Origin of the sequence: Virgisporangium aurantiacum (assembly GCF_016863635.1) — a bacterium.
Classification (GTDB): domain Bacteria; phylum Actinomycetota; class Actinomycetes; order Mycobacteriales; family Micromonosporaceae; genus Virgisporangium; species Virgisporangium aurantiacum.
The window spans coordinates 75,553-91,931 of record NZ_BOPG01000025.1 but is presented as its reverse complement, the minus strand read 5'-3'; the positions used below and the strand labels follow the sequence as shown (position 1 = coordinate 91,931).

Annotated in this window: 16 protein-coding genes and 1 riboswitch; of the genes, 6 read left to right on the top strand and 10 right to left on the bottom strand. The window is 72.7% G+C overall.

Annotated elements, in window-relative coordinates:
* Window positions 1-873 (top strand): Sco1979 family transcriptional regulator, encoded by an 873-nt coding sequence (locus tag Vau01_RS20780; RefSeq protein WP_506019024.1) that lies wholly within the window; start codon window positions 1-3, stop codon window positions 871-873.
* Window positions 874-1,059: 186 nt separating this feature from the next.
* On the opposite strand, the gene Vau01_RS20775 is transcribed toward Vau01_RS20780, so the two are convergent.
* Complete coding sequence (locus Vau01_RS20775; RefSeq protein WP_203995398.1) at window positions 1,060-2,262, bottom strand: MFS transporter; 1,203 nt, start codon at window positions 2,260-2,262, stop codon at window positions 1,060-1,062.
* A gap of 120 nt (window positions 2,263-2,382) precedes the next feature.
* Between Vau01_RS20775 and Vau01_RS20770 the strand changes: the two genes are divergently transcribed.
* Window positions 2,383-3,318 (top strand): LysR family transcriptional regulator, encoded by a 936-nt coding sequence (locus Vau01_RS20770; RefSeq protein WP_203995395.1) that lies wholly within the window; start codon window positions 2,383-2,385, stop codon window positions 3,316-3,318.
* Between the two features lie 6 nt (window positions 3,319-3,324).
* On the opposite strand, the gene Vau01_RS20765 is transcribed toward Vau01_RS20770, so the two are convergent.
* Complete coding sequence (locus tag Vau01_RS20765; RefSeq protein ID WP_203995542.1) at window positions 3,325-4,077, bottom strand: nucleotidyltransferase domain-containing protein; 753 nt, start codon at window positions 4,075-4,077, stop codon at window positions 3,325-3,327.
* Window positions 4,074-4,739, bottom strand: a complete 666-nt coding sequence (locus Vau01_RS20760; protein WP_203995394.1) for a nucleotidyltransferase domain-containing protein — start codon at window positions 4,737-4,739, stop codon at window positions 4,074-4,076. The genes Vau01_RS20765 and Vau01_RS20760 overlap by 4 nt, the downstream gene beginning before the upstream one ends.
* 43 nt (window positions 4,740-4,782) lie before the next feature.
* Window positions 4,783-4,873: riboswitch (glycine riboswitch) on the top strand.
* Window positions 4,874-4,951: 78 nt separating this feature from the next.
* Between Vau01_RS20760 and gcvP the strand changes: the two genes are divergently transcribed.
* Window positions 4,952-7,738 (top strand): aminomethyl-transferring glycine dehydrogenase, encoded by a 2,787-nt coding sequence (gene gcvP, locus Vau01_RS20755; RefSeq protein ID WP_203995393.1) that lies wholly within the window; start codon window positions 4,952-4,954, stop codon window positions 7,736-7,738.
* Window positions 7,739-7,785: 47 nt separating this feature from the next.
* Here the strand turns inward: gcvP and Vau01_RS20750 are convergent, their stop codons facing one another.
* Window positions 7,786-8,001: a DUF5999 family protein gene (locus Vau01_RS20750; RefSeq protein WP_203995391.1), complete on the bottom strand. Its 216-nt coding sequence runs from the start codon at window positions 7,999-8,001 to the stop codon at window positions 7,786-7,788.
* A gap of 137 nt (window positions 8,002-8,138) precedes the next feature.
* Here Vau01_RS20750 and Vau01_RS20745 point away from each other — a divergent pair, with 137 nt between their 5' ends.
* Window positions 8,139-9,347: a chorismate-binding protein gene (locus Vau01_RS20745; protein WP_203995376.1), complete on the top strand. Its 1,209-nt coding sequence runs from the start codon at window positions 8,139-8,141 to the stop codon at window positions 9,345-9,347.
* Here the strand turns inward: Vau01_RS20745 and Vau01_RS20740 are convergent.
* Window positions 9,334-10,605, bottom strand: a complete 1,272-nt coding sequence (locus Vau01_RS20740) for an MFS transporter (protein ID WP_203995373.1) — start codon at window positions 10,603-10,605, stop codon at window positions 9,334-9,336. The two genes, Vau01_RS20745 and Vau01_RS20740, sit on opposite strands and share 14 nt — an antisense overlap.
* 69 nt (window positions 10,606-10,674) lie before the next feature.
* Between Vau01_RS20740 and Vau01_RS20735 the strand changes: the two genes are divergently transcribed.
* A complete protein-coding gene (locus tag Vau01_RS20735; RefSeq protein WP_203995372.1) occupies window positions 10,675-11,283 on the top strand; it encodes a TetR/AcrR family transcriptional regulator in 609 nt (202 codons plus the stop codon).
* A 28-nt stretch (window positions 11,284-11,311) separates the two neighbouring features.
* Here the strand turns inward: Vau01_RS20735 and Vau01_RS20730 are convergent, their stop codons facing one another.
* On the bottom strand, window positions 11,312-12,283 hold the full coding sequence (locus Vau01_RS20730; RefSeq protein WP_203995371.1) for a pirin family protein: 972 nt from the start codon (window positions 12,281-12,283) through the stop codon (window positions 11,312-11,314).
* Between the two features lie 104 nt (window positions 12,284-12,387).
* On the opposite strand from Vau01_RS20730, the gene def reads away from it, so the two are divergent.
* Window positions 12,388-12,891: a peptide deformylase gene (gene def, locus Vau01_RS20725; RefSeq protein ID WP_203995370.1), complete on the top strand. Its 504-nt coding sequence runs from the start codon at window positions 12,388-12,390 to the stop codon at window positions 12,889-12,891.
* 10 nt (window positions 12,892-12,901) lie between these two features.
* On the opposite strand, the gene Vau01_RS20720 is transcribed toward def, so the two are convergent.
* From Vau01_RS20720 to Vau01_RS20705, 4 genes are read right to left on the bottom strand one after another with little or no spacing between them, the layout of a single operon-like run.
* Complete coding sequence (locus tag Vau01_RS20720) at window positions 12,902-13,561, bottom strand: response regulator (protein ID WP_203995369.1); 660 nt, start codon at window positions 13,559-13,561, stop codon at window positions 12,902-12,904.
* Window positions 13,558-14,694, bottom strand: coding sequence for a sensor histidine kinase (locus Vau01_RS20715; protein ID WP_203995368.1), 1,137 nt, complete (start codon window positions 14,692-14,694; stop codon window positions 13,558-13,560). Before Vau01_RS20715 ends, Vau01_RS20720 begins: the two co-directional genes overlap by 4 nt.
* Window positions 14,691-15,410 (bottom strand): hypothetical protein, encoded by a 720-nt coding sequence (locus Vau01_RS20710; protein WP_203995366.1) that lies wholly within the window; start codon window positions 15,408-15,410, stop codon window positions 14,691-14,693. Before Vau01_RS20710 ends, Vau01_RS20715 begins: the two co-directional genes overlap by 4 nt.
* Window positions 15,407-16,327, bottom strand: coding sequence for an ABC transporter ATP-binding protein (locus Vau01_RS20705; RefSeq protein ID WP_239151731.1), 921 nt, complete (start codon window positions 16,325-16,327; stop codon window positions 15,407-15,409). The genes Vau01_RS20710 and Vau01_RS20705 overlap by 4 nt, the downstream gene beginning before the upstream one ends.
* Between the last annotated feature and the right edge of the window lie 52 nt (window positions 16,328-16,379).

Below are 16,379 nucleotides of genomic sequence, written 5' to 3'. Positions count from 1 at the left end.
TTGACCACGGCTCACAACGGCAGCGGCCCGACCGTGCGCCGCATGCAGCTCGGTGCGAAGTTACGCGCCCTGCGGGAGGCGCGCGGGATCACCCGTGAGGCGGCCGGGCACGAGATCCGGGGATCCGAGTCGAAGATCAGCCGCATGGAGCTCGGCCGGGTGAGCTTCAAGGAACGTGACGTCGTCGACCTGCTGAAGCTGTACCGGGTCGACGACCCGGTCGAGGTCGAGCGGATGCTGGCGCTGACCAAGGAGGCGAACGCCCCCGGCTGGTGGCAGCCGTACAACGAGCAGTACCCCACCTGGTTCCAGAACTACCTGGGCCTGGAGGAGGCGTCGACGCTCATCCGCACCTACGAGGTGCAGTTCGTGCCGGGCCTGCTGCAGACCGAGGCGTACGCCCGCGCGGTGATCATGCTCGGCCACGCCCAGAACGACGCCGCCGACCTCGACCGCCGGGTGGCGCTGCGGATGGCCCGGCGCACGCTGCTCGACCGCGCGAACGGCCCCCGGTTGTGGGCGGTCCTCGACGAGGCCGTGCTGCGCCGGCCGATCGGCGGCCACGACGTGCTGCGTCAACAGGTGGCGCACCTGCTGGAGCGGTGCCAGCACCCGAACGTGCGGCTGCAGGTGATCCCGTTCCTGAGCGGCGGACACGCGGCCGCCGGTGGCGCGTTCACGATCCTGCGGTTCCCGCTCGAGGACCTGGCCGACACCGTCTACATCGAACAGCTGACGAGCGCCCTGTACCTGGACAAGCCCGAGGACGTCGACCGCTACACGGCGGCGGTGTCGAAGCTGTTCATCGAGGCGGAGCCGCCGTCCCGGACCCCGGACATCCTGCGCAACGTCCTCCGCGACCTGACCCGCTGACCCCTCACGCCGCCCCGCGCTCCCATCCCCACCAACCAACCTAGCTTCCTAGGATGCCTTAGGCGGTGTGCCGCCGACCGCACCCGGGATGGCCCCAGTCGATCTTGCAGTTGTGGTGGCCACCAAACCGGTGCAATGGCGGGTGAGTCCGGCACCACAACTGCAAGATCGACTCCCGTGGAGCGGTCAGCGGGTCGGAGTCAGGGTGGGGATGGGGGAGGGCACCGGTGTGGCTCGGGTGAGGACCGCGGGTGCGGTGGCGGCGATCGCCATCACCAGGGCCGACGGGATGAGCAGGGCGACCGGCAGCGACGCGCGGGAGGCGACGAGCCCGATCAGCGCCGGGGCGATCAGGCCGCCGCCGTAACTGATCGTGGTGACGGCGGACAGTTGCCGCGCCGATCCGCCGCCGGCGCCGAGGGTGCTGGTCACCAGCGGCCACACCACCGCGATGCCGGCGCCGGCGAGGGCCCAGCCGGCCATTGCGCAGCCGACCCGCGACCCGGTGACCGGGAGATCGCCGGCGGGGAGTCGGCCGGCGAGGAGGACGAGGCCGAAACCGGCGGTGGCGGTGCAGCCGGCGAGCCGGACGGTGCGTCCCACGCCCAGCCGCGATCGCGCCGTGTCGCCGATGAACCGGACGGCGGTCATCGCGGCGAGGAACAGGGTGTACGCCAGGGATCCGGTGGCGGTGTCGGCGCCGAGTACCCGGGTGGCGTGGAACCCGGCCCAGTCGGTGGCGGCGGCCTCGGCGACGAACGCGGCGGCGCCGATCAGGCCGAGGGCGGCGATCGCCAGCGGCCGGGCCGTACCGCGGCGGGTGTCCGGCTCCGGAGTCGCGGGTGGCGAGACCTGGACGAGCCGGCGTCCGGCCGCGGTGACCGCCGCGGCCAGCAGCACGGCTCCGAGCACCAGCAGCGTCCGCGCGTCCAGGCCGGCCCGCAGCCCGGCGGCGAGGGCCCCGCCACCGCCGACGGCACCGAGGGTCCAGGTTCCGTGCATCGTCGACATCACCGGCCGTCCGGCGGCGCGCTCCACCGCCACCGCCTGCACGCTCAGCGCGACGTTGAGCCCGCCGAGCAGCACGCCCAGCCCGACGGCGGCGACCGTGAGAGTTCCGGCCGAGCCGGCCAGCGCGGGGCCGGTCAGGGCCAGCGCCGCGCCCGGTGCGGCGATCCGCAGCACCCGCCGCCCGGTCCACCGGTCGGCCAGCCGGCCGGCGACGGGCATGGCCACGAGCGCGCCGACGGCGACGGCCATGAGGACCGCGCCGAGCCGGGCCGCTCCGAGGTCGAGCCGGGCGTCGATCGACGGCAGCGACGCGCCCCACAATGCGGTCAGCGCACCCGCCGCCGCGTACTGCACCGTTACCGCGCCCCGTGCGCCCATCGCGAACCACCTCGATCGTCGTTGTCGTCGATCGATCGTGGTCCGGGCGGCGGTCCGGACTCCAACACCTGTTCAGGGCCCATTTACGCGGCAGGCTTGTTAATCCGGTACAACGGACGCGTGCCCGAGGATCTCGACATCCGGTTGCTGCGCCACTTCGTCGTGGTGGCCGAGGAGCTGCATTTCAGCCGCGCGGCTCAGCGGCTGTTCGTGGCGCAGCAGGCGCTCAGCCGCGACGTCCAGCGGCTCGAGGAGCGGGCCGGGGTGCGCCTGCTCGACCGCACCACCCGGCGGGTCGTGCTCACGCCGGCCGGTCACACGTTGCTACGGCGGGCGCGGGAGCTGCTCGCGCTGCACGACGCCACGCTGCGCGAGCTGCGCGGCGAACCGCGCTCAGTGACCGTCGACGTCGTCGGTGCCGGCCTCACGCCGGCCCTGGTGCTGGCCGCCGCCCGCCGCCGCGCACCGGACGTGGAGTTCTTCGCCCGGTTCCACACCGGCACCGACGACGCCGTGCCGCTGCTGCTCGCCGAACGCCTCGACGTCACCTTCGGGCGGGTCCGGCACCACGTCGACGGGCTGCGCCACCGGACCGTCCGCCACGAGCCGGTCGCGGTCCTGGTGCCCGAGCGTCATCCGTTCGCCGGGCTCGACCGCGTCCCCCTCGGTGCGCTGCGCGGCGCCGGCGTGTGCTTCCGCGCCGGCAGCCACGCCACCCCCGGCTGGGAGCAGGCGATGCTGCAGCTGCTCGCCCCGTTCGGCATCGACGCGGCCGGCGCCCATCCGCACGTGCACGGCGTCGACGAACTGGCCCAGCACCTCGTCGACCGCAGCGGCCCGATCCTGGTGATGAGCACCCAGCCGGCCGTGCCCGGCGGGGTGCTGCGCCCGATCGTCGAACCGGTCCCGCTGTTCCCCTGGACGATGATCTGGCGTGCCGACCACGACCACCCGGGCCTGCGCGCCCTTCAGCTGGCGGTGGACGAGTTGGCAGCGGAATGGCCGGCGGTTCCGGACGGAACCTGGCTCCCGCACCCGGAGGCGGACCGGGCCTGATCCGGCTCAGGCCAGCCGGGTCTCCACCACCAACCGGTGCAGGGTTTCGCCGGTGCTCGGGCGGTCGGGCAGCCGGGACTCGTCGCGGGACTGCTCCAGCAGCGCGGTCAACCGGTCGACGTCCTTCTGCAACCGGTGGCGCAGATCGGCCTCGGCCGGTTCCTTCTCCGCCCGCGCCTTGCGGTCGATGAGGTCCGGGACGTACGGCAGGTCCACACCGACCAGAGCGACCAGCGTCGACAGGTCGCACTCGATCTCGCCGGTGCGCATCAGATGGATGCCGGTCAGCAGCACCCGCAGCGTGTACAGCGCCGGCTTGATCTTCGGCTCGCGTTCGAACTGCTGCCACTGGCCCCGGGCGAAGCCGAGGTAGTGGTGGGAGTGGTAGCGGGTCATGCAGCCGGGGGCGGCGGCGACCAGCTGGGCGTGCAGGTCGGACGTGGCGACCACCAGCGGCGACAGCAGTTGTTCGAGCACGTACCCGTTCGGGCGGAGCAGGAGCCGGCAGAACTTCGCCAGCTCGTGCGACACCACGTCGAGGTCGACGCCGTCGCGGACGCCGCTGGACTGCAGCGTCTCCGGGCCGGTGCGCAGACCGATGAGTTCGGCCAGCGGCAGCAGGTGGACGGCGCGCACGTCGAGGTCGGAGTCGGCCGAGGCGAAGCCGTACAGGTGCGACCCGCTGATCGTGGCGAACACGGCGGGGTAGGGCAGGCCGGCCACCACCTCGGCGGCCAACGGCGGGATCTGGTAGGTCACGGGCACGCGGACGTCCTCCGAACGTCGAGCAGGAACTCCTCCACCGTCGCCCGATCGGGCTCGGCCGGCAACGGGGTTTCGGCCAACGCCCGGGCGAGATCGGCCCGCAACTCCGCCGCCTCACCGACCACGTCGTCCCATGCCACCGCGCCGGAACGCACGGCGAGCAGCTGGTCACGCCACGGCGACACGTCGACCAGAACCTCGCCGGTGCGCAGCACGAACGCACCCGCCCGCAGCAGCCGCAACATGTGCATCGCCTGTTTCCACCGGATCGGCTCGCCGCGCGCCATGACCGAGGCGAGCTTGGCCATCTGCGCGTCGGCGTACCGGCCGTAGGTGTCGGCGACGCGGGTCGACAGGAGCGTGCTGCGCGCGTCCAATAATCGTTGGCCCACCGGCGTGAGCGTCTCGACGAGCGGTGACCACAGCACCTCCAGCACCGTGGGGTTGGCCGACAGGCCGAGGGACAGGCAGCGGGCCAGTTCCCAGTGGAACTCCTCCGGGCGGGGGCCGTCGCGGTGGGTCGGTGGCGGGTCGAGGCGCCAGAAGGCGTCGGCCGGGGCGAGGAAGACCCCGCGCCGGTCGGTGTCGGAGTCGGGTCCGTCGAGCCCGTAGGCGCGGGAGCCGACGACGACGGCGTAGATCACGTCGTGCGTCACACCGCAGCAGGGTACCGGTGCTGGTAGCGTCGTGAGGGCCACGATCACCCGCGTGGGAGAGACCGCTGTAACGGCGGCGCCGAAGGGGCAACTCCTCCCCGGAACCTCTCAGGCAGAAGGACCACGCGGGCAGGCGCCTGGAGGGATGCGTTCCGACAGCGGGGAGGGGGTAGTGCTGTGTCGTCCCCTCCGTACGGTTTGGAGCGCCCCACATGGATTTCCCGTTCTCCCGTCGGCACATCGGCTCCTCCGGCGAGGAGCAGCGGCGGATGCTCGACGCGATCGGGTACGGCTCGGTCGACGAGTTGATGGACGCCGCGATCCCGAGCGTGATCCGCGACAACGAGCGGTCGAACCTGCCGGCGGCGCGGTCGGAGGCCGAGGTGCTCGCCGAGCTGCGCGAGCTGGCCGCGCAGAACCGGCCGATGGTGTCGATGCTCGGCCTGGGCTACCACGGCACCCACACGCCGCCGGTGATCCGGCGCAGCGTTCTGGAGAACCCGGCCTGGTACACGGCGTACACGCCGTACCAGCCGGAGATCAGCCAGGGCCGGCTGGAGGCGCTGCTGAACTTCCAGACGATGGTGTCGGACCTGACCGGCCTGCCGACGGCCAACGCGAGCCTGCTCGACGAGGCGACCGCGGCCGGTGAGGCGATGACGCTGGCCCGCCGCTCGTCCAAGGCGAAGAGCAACGTCTATCTGGTCGACGCCGACACGTTGCCGCAGACGGTGACGGTGCTGCGCACCCGGGCGGAGCCGCTGGGCATCGAGATCGTCCTGCACGACCTCGACGCGGCGCTCCCGGGGGAGTTCTTCGGGCTGCACCTGCAGTACCCGGGCGCGTCCGGTGCGGTCCGCGACCACGCGGACGTCGTGGCGCGGGCGCACGAGAAGCAGGCGCTGGTCACCGTCGCCGCCGATCTGCTGGCGCTGTGCCTGCTCCGCGAGCCGGGCGCGATCGGTGCCGACGTCGCGGTGGGCAGCGCGCAGCGGTTCGGCGTCCCGATGGGGTACGGCGGCCCGCACGCCGCGTACATCGCGGTCCGTGCCGGGCTGGAGCGGACGCTGCCGGGCCGGCTGGTCGGCGTGTCGAAGGACGCCGACGGCCGCACCGCGTACCGGCTGGCGTTGCAGACGCGCGAGCAGCACATCCGCCGGGAGAAGGCGACGAGCAACATCTGCACCGCGCAGGTGCTGCTGGCGGTGATCGCGAGCATGTACGCCGTCTACCACGGCCCGGACGGCCTGCACGGCATCGCCGCCCGCACCCACCGGCACGCGACGACGCTGGCCACGGCGCTGACGACGGCCGGGATCGAACTGGCGACCGGGCACTTCTTCGACACGGTCACGGCGATCGTGCCGGGCCGGGCGTCCGCGGTGGTCGAGGCCGCGGCCGGGCGCGGCGTGAATCTGCGCAAAATCAACGATGACGCCGTGAGCGTCGCCTGCGACGAGACGACGACCGCGGAACACATCCGTACGGTGCTGGACGCCTTCGGCGTCCCCGCTGATGGTGGTGGCGACAATCTCGCGGCCCTGCCGGAGGCCCTGCGGCGGACCTCCGACTACCTCACCCACGAGGTCTTCCACGCCTACCGCAGCGAGCACGCGATGCTGCGGTACCTGCGCCGCCTCGCCGACCGCGACTACGCCCTCGACCGGGGCATGATCCCGCTGGGGTCGTGCACGATGAAGCTGAACGCGGCGGCCGAGATGGAGCCGATCAGCTGGCCCGGGTTCGCCGACCTGCACCCGTACGCCCCGAACGACCAGGCGCTCGGGTACGGCACGCTGGTGACCCAGCTGGAGGAGTGGCTGGCCGACCTCACCGGCTACGACGCGGTGAGCCTGCAGCCGAACGCCGGTTCGCAGGGTGAACTGGCCGGCCTGCTGGCGATCCACCGCTATCACCGGGCCAACGGCCACGACGAGCGCGACGTGTGCCTGATCCCGCAGTCGGCGCACGGCACCAACGCGGCGAGCGCGGTGATGGCCGGGATGCGGGTGGTGGTCGTGGCCACCGACGGCGACGGCAACGTCGACCACGCCGACCTCGACGCCAAGATCGGGCAGCACCGCGACCGGCTGGCGGCGATCATGGTGACGTACCCGTCGACGCACGGCGTCTACGAGGCGGGGATCGCGGAGCTGTGCGCGAAGGTGCACGACGCGGGTGGCCAGGTGTACGTCGACGGGGCCAACCTGAACGCGCTGCTCGGGTACGCCCGGCCGGGGAAGTTCGGTGCCGACGTGTCGCACCTGAACCTGCACAAGACGTTCTGCATCCCGCACGGCGGCGGCGGTCCGGGCGTGGGTCCGGTGGCGGTGCGGTCGCACCTGGCCGAGCATCTGCCGACGGTGTCGGCGGCGCCGCAGGGGTCGGCGGGGATCCTGCCGATCTCGTGGGCCTACATCCGGCTGATGGGGCCCGACGGGCTGGCGAAGGCGACCGGTGCGGCGGTGCTGGCGGCGAACTACGTCGCGGCGCGGCTGCGGGAGCATTTTCCGGTGCTGTACTCCGGCGCGAAGGGCCTGGTGGCGCACGAGTGCATCCTCGACCTGCGGCCGTTGACGAAGCAGACCGGCGTCACGGTCGACGATGTGGCGAAGCGGCTGATCGACTACGGCTTCCACGCGCCGACGATGTCGTTCCCGGTGGCCGGGACGCTGATGGTGGAGCCGACGGAGTCGGAGGACCTGGCCGAGATCGACCGGTTCTGCGAGGCGATGATCGCGATCCGGGCCGAGATCGACCGGGTGGGCGGCGGGATCTGGCCGAAGGACGACAACCCGCTGCGTAACGCGCCGCACACGGCGGCGGCGGTGACGGCGGACGAGTGGGAGCACCCGTATCCGCGGTCGTTGGCGGCGTACCCGCCGGGTGTGGACCGGACGGCGAAGTACTGGCCACCGGTGCGTCGTATCGACGGCGCGTACGGGGATCGGAACCTGGTGTGTTCCTGCCCGCCGCCGGAGGCGTTCGAGGCTGAGTAGCCGGCGCCGCTGTCGCGGCGCACACGGGCCGCTTCGCGGCCCCAGGGTTACGCCGCGGCCAGCGTCGGGCGGGTGACGTGCGGCGCGGGGCCGCGGCAGGGAGCCACGGAGCGGCCGTCGGGGAGCAGCTCTCCGGTGTCGTCGAAGACGATCACGCCGTTGCAGAGCAGGCTCCAGCCCTGCTCCGGGAACGAGGCGAGGACGCGCGCGGCGTCATGGTCGGGCGCCTCGGCGGGCGGGCATTCCGGTCGGTGGCTGCACATGGTGGATCTCCGGGTGGACTGTGAGGGGTGGTGCCTGTGTGTGGTTCCGGTCATAAGAACAGTGACGCACGCTACTCCGTACGCCTGTGCATTTACGAGCAAGGGGCGGCACGTTCTCGGGATAATCGCCCCTTCGTATGAGGAGAGCCGACCAACCCGTCGCTGATACGTCATTGTCCGTTCCGGCGGGCTTACCGGGCGTGTCGGAGGGTTGCCGTGCCCACCTTTCGGAGGTGGCCCGCGTCGAATGGCGGACCACGGGTCCGGGGTGGGCGGCCGACCTCGAAGCGTTCCTGGCCGGTCATGGTCTGCCCGTCCGGGACCTGAGTCGTGCGCCCGCCGACGGCGCCGCCGGGAAAAGCACCGCGCACGGGCCGGTGTGCGGCGCGGCGGTGCTGCTGTCGGCTGCCGCCGGGGCCCGGCTCGTCGGCGCGCCGGCGCGGCCGTCGCCGGCGCCCGCCGTCCCCGATGTGGTGGCCGTGGTGTACGGGCCCGGCGGCGCTCCGCGGCCGCCTTCTCCGCGGCCTCTGTCGCCGTGGAAGGTCGGTGCCTGGGAGCCGAGCTGGTCGGTGGCCGAGCACGCGGCGGCGGTCACGGCCGTCCGCGAGGCCATCGGACGCGGGGACGTGTACCAGGTGAACGTCGTCGGCCACGCGTCCGCGCCGTATCTGGGCGACCCGGTGCGGGCGCTGCGCCGCCTCGGGTCGGTGCCCGGCGCCCGCTACGGCGGGGTGCTCGCCGGTGCCGGCTGGGCGGTCGGGTGCGCGTCACCGGAGACGCTGGTGGCCGTGTCCGGCGGCACCGTACGCACCCGTCCGATCAAGGGCACCCGCCCGGCGACCGTACGTGGCCGTACGGAACTGCTCGCGTCGCCGAAGGAGCGGGCCGAACACATCATGATCGTCGACCTGGAGCGCAACGACCTGGCCCGCGTCGCGACGACCGGCAGCGTGCGGGTGGAGACCCTGTTCGCGGTGCGGGAGTGGGCCGGGCTGTGGCAGGCCGAGTCGGAGGTGGTGGCCGACCTGCGGCCCGGCACCGGCCTGGCCGCGCTGCTGGCCGCGGTGTTCCCCGGCGGGTCGGTCACCGGCGCCCCGAAGCTCGCCGCCCTCGACGTGGTCGACGCCGTGGAGCGGGTCGGCCGCGGCCCGGCGATGGGCGGCTTCGGCTGGATCGGCCCGGACGGCCTGGACCTCGGCCTGACCATCCGGACCGCGGCCGCCGACCCGGAACGCCTGCACGTGTGGGCCGGCGGCGGCATCACCTGGGGCAGCGACCCGGACGCCGAGGTCGCGGAGGCGGCCGCGAAGGCCGCCCCCGTCAAGGCCGTCCTCAGCTCCTGCTGAGTTCCAGCGGAACGGGTTCGGTCGTCGTCGACGGGCTGGCGAACCTGGCCCGGGCGAGCAGGAGCGCCGCGGCGGCCATCATGGCGAAACCGAGCCAGTAGGGCGCCGAGTGGGCGACCGAGCTGTAGAGCAGGCCGGCGAGCAGCGGGGCGACGACGCCGATGCCCGAGGTGATCGACTGGATGGCGCCGGCGAGCCAGCCCTGCTCGTCGGGTCCGACGGCGTTGGAGGCGACGCCGTCCATCGTGGCCTGGGCCGCGCCCTGGCCGGCGGCGAGCACGAGTGTGCCGACGATGAACAGCCACGGCTGGGCGAGCAGCGAGGCGACGACCGCGAGCGCGAGGATCCCGGTGGCCTGCGTGACGATGCCGGCGATCAGCACACCGCGCTCACCGAGCCGGCGCAGCAGGAACCCGAGCAGGGCACCCTGGATGACGATGTCGATGATCCCGACGAACGCGGTGAGCAGGCCGATCTTCGTGGCGGTCCAGCCGATCGAGTCGAGCGCCAGCACGCTGAAGTTGTTGACGAAGAACGAGAACGGGACCGTCACGAGGATGATCCCGATCAGGAGGGCGCGCAGTTCGGTGCGGGCGAAGGCGCCCGTGAGGACCCGGACCGGGTGCAGGTCGTCGAGTTTCACCGCGCGGGCGCGCCGCTCGGCGGGCAGGCTCTCGGGCAGCAGGAAGAAGCTGACGACGCCGATCGTGGCGGCGATCCCGGCGGTGACGAACACGGGGAAGTCGACGTTCACCGCGGCGAGCAGGCCGCCGACCGCCGGGCCGATCATCGTGCCGATCCCGGACAGCGCCCCGAGCAGCCCGAACCGCCGGGCCCGCTGGTCGGGCGGGGTGATGTCGGCCAGGTAGGCGAACAGGGCGGGCAGGTCGCCGGCGGTGATGCCCTGGATGATCCGGCCGAGCAGCAGCACCCAGATGGCACCGCCGATGCCGAAGAGCAGGTAGCCCAGGGCGGCGCCGAACGCCGCGAGGATGATGATCGGCCGCCGGCCGACGCGGTCGGACAGCGCGCCGAGGAACGGTGCCACGAGGAACGCGCACAGGCCGTTGACGCCCTCGAGGATTCCGACCCACAGGGCGAGGCTGCCCTGGTCGGGCACGTAGCGCAGCACCACGAACGGCAGTACCGGCAGCACGACGGTCATGCCCGCCGTCGTGAGCATCGTCAGGACGATGAGCATGATCCACGCCCGACGGGCGTGGCGCGGCGCCGTCACCGCATCGGTTGCTTGAGTCATGCCATAACTGTATCGGTACCAGTTTTGGAGTCAAGCCAATGTTGGTTGCGGTACGGTAAGCTGGGTCTCATGGCGGAGGCAGTGGGCCGGCGGGAGCGCAAGAAGGCCGCGACGCGCAAGGCGATCTCGGACGCGGCCACCGAGCTGTTCCTCGAACGGGGCTTCGACGACGTGAGCATCCGCGAGATCGCCGACAAGGCCGACGTCTCCCCGACCACGGTGTTCGCGCACTTCCCGCAGAAGGAGGCGCTCGTCTTCGACGAGGACGAGGAGCAGCGCGCCGAACTGGTCGCCGTCGTGACCGGCCGGCCGGCGGGCGTCTCGCTGGCGCAGGCCTTCCACGATCACCTGCGCGACGACCTGACCGCGAACCTCGTCGGCCACGCCGACTTCGACGACCGCGTCCGCCGGTTCTGGGACCTCATCAACTCGACGCCGGCCCTCGCCGAGTACGGCCAGCGCATGTGGTTGCGCCACGAGGACGCCATCGCCGCCGCCATCGCCGCCGAGTTCGGCCGGCTCGAACCCGACGACAGGATCCGCGTGTTCGCCCGCTTCGTGCTCCAGCTCTCCGTGCTCGCCGGAACGGCCGACGACCGGCTGCGGATGCTCGACGCGGGCTTCGAGATCCTCGACCGCGGCTGGTCGACGGTCGAAGCGCAGTACACCGCCCGCTGACGGGCGCCGCGCTTCGACCTGTCGCGCGTTATTCGGTGGCGGCGTCCGTGCTCGCGTCGACCCCGCTGTGCGCGGCGGGGATCGTGCCGAGGCGGCCCTTCTGGTAGTCCTCGAAGGCCTGGACGATCTCGGCGCGGGTGTTCATCACGAACGGGCCGTAGGCGACCACCGGCTCGCGGATCGGCTGCCCGCCGAGCAGGAACACGTCGAGGTCGCTGGTCGGGGCCGCCTCCAGGGTGACGCTGTCACCGGTGCCGAACACCGCCAGTTGGCCGCTTTCGAACGGCCGGCCCTTGGGACCCACGTACCCGCGGCCGCTCAGGGCGTAGGCGAGCGCGTTGAAGTCCTGGCGCCACGGCAGGGTGAGGCTCGCGCCGGGTGCGAGGGTGACGTGCACCAGCGTGATCGGCGTGTGCGTGCTGCCCGGCCCGGCATGCCCGTCGACCTCGCCGGCGATCACGCGCAGCAGCGCGCCGCCGTCGGGGGAGCTGAGCAGGGCGACCCGGCCGCCGGTGATGTCCTGGTAGCGCGGGGTGGCGAGCTTCTGGACCTTGGGCAGGTTGACCCACAACTGGAGGCCGTGGAACAGGCCGCCGGCCAGCACGACCTCCTCGGGCGGCGTCTCGATGTGCAGGATGCCGGCGCCGGCGGTCATCCACTGGGTGTCGCCGTCGCTGATCAGGCCGCCGCCGCCGTGCGAGTCGGAGTGCGCCATCTGACCGTCGATCATGTAGGTGACGGTCTCGAAGCCGCGGTGCGGGTGCCACGGGGTGCCCTTGGGCTCGCCGGGGGCGTACTCGACCTCGCCCATCTGGTCCATGTGAATGAACGGGTCGAGGACGCGCAGGTCGACGCCGGCGAACGCGCGGTGCACCGGGAAGCCCTCGCCCTCGAAGCCGCGGGGCGCGGTGGTCACCGACACCACCGGCCGCGCCGTGGCGGCGGGCGACGGCGGGGTGACGCGGGGCAGGGTGATCGGGTCGGCGGTGACGGCTGGCATGGCGTCCTCCTTGGTCCTGTCAAGATTGTTGCTTGAGCAACTACCCCCGTCAAGCGTTGGCGGGTGCCACATATTCCGGTAAGGGGTCCTGATACTTTGCGGCCATGACAATCCGCGAGATCCGGTTGCTCGGCGACGCGGTGCTGCGCACCGAGACCGACCCGGTGACCTCGTTCGACGCCGAACTGCGTCAGTTGGTGACCGACCTGCTCGACACCGTCACCGGGCGGCCCGGCCGGGCCGGGGTGGCGGCGCCGCAGATCGGGGTGGGTGCCCGGGTGTTCAGCTACGCCGTGGGCGAGCAGGTCGGATACGTCGTCAACCCGGTGCTCACCGTCGACTGGACCGAGGAGCAGGACGACGAGGAGGGCTGCCTGTCCATCCCCGGACTGTACTTCCCGCGCCGCCGCGCGAACTCCGCCACGGTGACCGGCGTCGACCAGCACGGCGAGCCGATCACGGTCAGCGGCACCGGGATGCTCGCCCGCGCCCTGCAGCACGAGACCGACCACCTCAACGGCGAGCTGTACATCGACAAGCTCGAAGGGGACGTCCGCCGGCAGGCCCTGCGCGCGGTCCGCTCCGCGCCGTGGGCCCAGCGCCGCTGACTCCTCCGGCTCACCCCCGCCCCGGCACCACCAGGCCGTTCTCGTACGCGAACACCACGGCGTGGACGCGGTCACGCAGGTGGAGCTTGGCGAACATGCTGCCGATGTGGCTCTTCACCGTCGCCTCGGTCACGACCAGGTGCGCGGCGATCTCCGGGTTCGACATGCCCCGGGCCACCAGGAGGAGGATCTCCCGTTCCCGCGGGGTGAGGCCGGCCAGCAGCGTGGCCCGGGGGCGGAGCGGGTCGGTGCGGGTGGCGTAGTCCTCGATCAGCCGGCGGGTGATCGACGGCGACAGCAGGGCCTCGCCGGCGTGCACGACCCGGATCGCCTCCAGCAGCCGCTCGCGGGAGGCGTCCTTGAGCAGGAAACCCGACGCGCCCGCCCGGAGCGCGCCGAAGACGTACTCGTCCAGGTCGTAGGTCGTGAGGATCAGCACCCGGGGCGAGGATGCGGCGGCGGTCAGCAGGGCGGTGGCCTCGACGCCGTCCATGCGCGGCATCCGGATGTCCATCAGGACCACGTCGGGGCGCAGCGCCGCGGCCTGGGCGACCGCGTCGTGGCCGTCGACGGCCTCGCCGACGACCTCCATGTCGTCCTGGGTCTGCAGGAACAGCCGGAAGCCGATGCGGATCAGCTCCTGGTCGTCGACGATCAGAAGTCGAATCATGGCGGGTCCTCGACGGGGAGCCGGGCGGTCACCAGGAATCCGCCGGCGGTGGGGTGGGCGTCCAGGCTGCCGCCGGCCACCGCCGCCCGCTCCCGCATCCCGAGGATGCCGTGCCCGCCGGCCGACGGCTCTGATCCGCCGCCGCCGTTGTCCTCGACGGTGACGTCCAGCCGCGTCCGGCCGTAGTCGAGCGTCACCGTGACCTCGGTGGGGTCGGTGTGTTTGAGCACGTTGGTCAGCGCCTCCTCGACGATCCGGTACGCCGACAGTTCGACGCCGCCGGCCAGCGGCCGGGCCTCGCCGGTGAGCTCCAGCCGCACCGGCATCCCGGCGGTCCGGTATCCGGACACCAGCTCGGCGACCTGGGCGAGCGACGGCTGCGGCCGCCACTGCACCCCGGATCCGGCCCCGTTGTCCGGTGTGCGCAGCAGGCCGAGGATCCGGCGGAGCTCGGCCAGGCTCTCCTCCGCGCTGGCCTCGACCCGTTCGAGGGTCTCGGCCGCGACCTGCGGCGCGGTCGGCAGGACGTCCCGGGCGCCGCGCACGCCGATCAGCATGACGGTGACCGAGTGGGCGACGATGTCGTGGAGTTCGCGGGCGATGGACGTGCGTTCCCGCTGTGCCGCGATCTCGTCGAGTTGCTCGCGTTCGCGTTCCAGCGTGGCCGCGCGATCCTCCAGCGCCCCGGTGTAGCGCCGCCGGGTCTGCAGGTACGAGCCGAGGGCCCACGCGCCGATCGGGACGGGCAGCGAGGAGATGCTCGCCGACAGCAGGAACAGCGCCGTCGGGACGAGCACGATCCCGGAGACCCGGCGCTCCCGCAGGTCGGCGAGCGAGGCGAGCGCGACCACGACGGGCGCCCCGCCCGGCGAGTAGCCCAGCGGCACGAGCACCGCGGCGCCCGCACAGGCCGCGACGAGGACCGCCAACGGTGCGCGGCGTCGGAGAAGCAGGACGGAGCCGACGAGCACGGTCACCACGATCGGGAGCGTGGCGACCGGGGTGCCGTCGTCGAAGAGCAACCCGATCTCCACCCCGGTCGTGACCACCGCCAGCCCGATGTCGAACAGCGCCGAGCGGCGCACGACCAGCTGGTCGTACGCCGCCCGGGCCCAGCGGGGGAGCCGGGTCACGCCAGGTCGCGCCGTCGTTCGACGACGACGGCGACGAGCATGACCGCGACGGTCCAGGCGGCCAGGACCCATCCGGCCGTGGTCACCGACAGGGTCGTGTGGTGCGTCATCCGGGTCAGGATTCCGGCCGCGCCGAACGGCGTGAGGTTGACCCCGGACTCCCAGACGTCGGACAGCAGCGGGACCGCGGCGAAGTTCACGATCAGCAGGACGACCACTCCCAGGACCGGGCTACGGATCAGGGCGCCGAGGGCGGCACCCATGATCGCGGACAGGACGAACGCCACCAGGTTGCCCGCCACGACGGCGGTGACGTCGCCCGAGGTGAGGTCGGGACCCGGGTGGTCGCTGAGCAGCGGCAACGCGAGCCCGACCGACACCGCGGTCGTCAGGATGCCGAGCAGGAGCCCGGTCAGGGCGTAGGCGACGATTCTCGCCGACAGCACGACCCCGCGGTCGCGGCGACCCACCAGCGCGGCCGGTGCGGCCGTGCGGTGCCGGTACTCGCCGGCCGCGCCGACCAGTCCCCAGAGCAGGAGCAGGACCGGCAACGCCGACAGGGCCTCCTCCTTCTCGGCCACCTCGTCGAGCGTGCCGGAGAACACCGCGACCGCCAGCACGTTGAGGACCGTGAACGCGACCCCGCCCAGCGCGAACCCGAGCACGGTCCGGGTGGTCACGGTCTTGATCAGTTCGCCCCGCAGCAGATGCCTCATCGGTTCGCCCCTCCGGTCAGGTCGAAGAACACATCCTCCAGTGACGCGGTCCGCTGGACGACCTCTTCCAGCAGAACCCCGTCGCGGTGGGCCAGCCGGGCGACCTCCGCGGCGTCGAGCCCCTCGACCAGCAGCCCGCCCCCGTCGTCGCGCTTCGTGCGGCCACCGGCCGCGACCACCAGGCTCGACAGCCGCTCGGCCGCGCCGGTGCGCACCACGACGACGCTCTCCCCGGACCGTTCGAGGTCGCGGATCGTGCCCGCGTGGACCAGCCGGCCCCGGGCGATCATGATCACGTCGTCGACGGTCTGGGCCGCCTCGCCCAACATGTGGCTGGACAGCAGGATCGTGCCGCCGTTCGCGGCCCGGTCCCGCAGCAGCGTGCGCAGCCAGCGGATGCCCTCGGGGTCCAGGCCGTTCACCGGCTCGTCCAGCACGAGGATCTCCGGATCGCCGAGCAGCGCCGCGGCGAGCCCGAGCCGTTGCCGCATGCCCATCGAGTACTTGCCGACCCGGCGCGTGGCCGCGTCCGCGAGGCCGACGAGTTCCAGGACCTCGCCGACCCGGCGGCGGGGGAGTCCGGCCAGCGCGGTCAGCGACCGCAGGTGCGCCCGTCCGGTCCGGCCGGGATGGGCCCCGCACGGCTCGATGTGGACGCCGAGCAGGCGGGCGTCGGGTTTCATCGCCGTGACCGGCGTGCCGCGGAGGAACGCCCGGCCCGCGGTCGGTCGCGCCAGTCCGACGACCGCCTTGAGCGCGGTGGTCTTCCCGGCCCCGTTCGGGCCGAAGAACCCGGTCACCCGTCCGGGCCTGGCCGTGAACGACAGGTCGTCGACCGCCGTTCTGCGGCCGTACCGCTTGGTCAGCCCCTCGACCCTGATGTCGGGGTCCCCGGTGAATGTTCGTGGAGAAGTCACCCCCGAAGCCTGCGGCGTGGTGATCTCCCGGGCATCCGCCCACGGTCGAGAC

Bases quoted from the DNA above. Each gene is read 5' to 3' on its own strand.
- Vau01_RS20730 (WP_203995371.1), bottom strand. From the start codon at position 12,283: ATGCCAGCCGTCACCGCCGACCCGATCACCCTGCCCCGCGTCACCCCG.
- Vau01_RS20750 (WP_203995391.1), bottom strand. From the start codon at position 8,001: ATGTGCAGCCACCGACCGGAATGCCCGCCCGCCGAGGCGCCCGACCAT.
- Vau01_RS20710 (WP_203995366.1), bottom strand. From the start codon at position 15,410: ATGAGGCATCTGCTGCGGGGCGAACTGATCAAGACCGTGACCACCCGG.
- Vau01_RS20740 (WP_203995373.1), bottom strand. From the start codon at position 10,605: ATGACTCAAGCAACCGATGCGGTGACGGCGCCGCGCCACGCCCGTCGG.
- Vau01_RS20745 (WP_203995376.1), top strand. From the start codon at position 8,139: ATGAGGAGAGCCGACCAACCCGTCGCTGATACGTCATTGTCCGTTCCG.
- Vau01_RS20775 (WP_203995398.1), bottom strand. From the start codon at position 2,262: ATGGGCGCACGGGGCGCGGTAACGGTGCAGTACGCGGCGGCGGGTGCG.
- Vau01_RS20720 (WP_203995369.1), bottom strand. From the start codon at position 13,561: ATGATTCGACTTCTGATCGTCGACGACCAGGAGCTGATCCGCATCGGC.
- gcvP (WP_203995393.1), top strand. From the start codon at position 4,952: ATGGATTTCCCGTTCTCCCGTCGGCACATCGGCTCCTCCGGCGAGGAG.
- Vau01_RS20735 (WP_203995372.1), top strand. From the start codon at position 10,675: ATGGCGGAGGCAGTGGGCCGGCGGGAGCGCAAGAAGGCCGCGACGCGC.
- def (WP_203995370.1), top strand. From the start codon at position 12,388: ATGACAATCCGCGAGATCCGGTTGCTCGGCGACGCGGTGCTGCGCACC.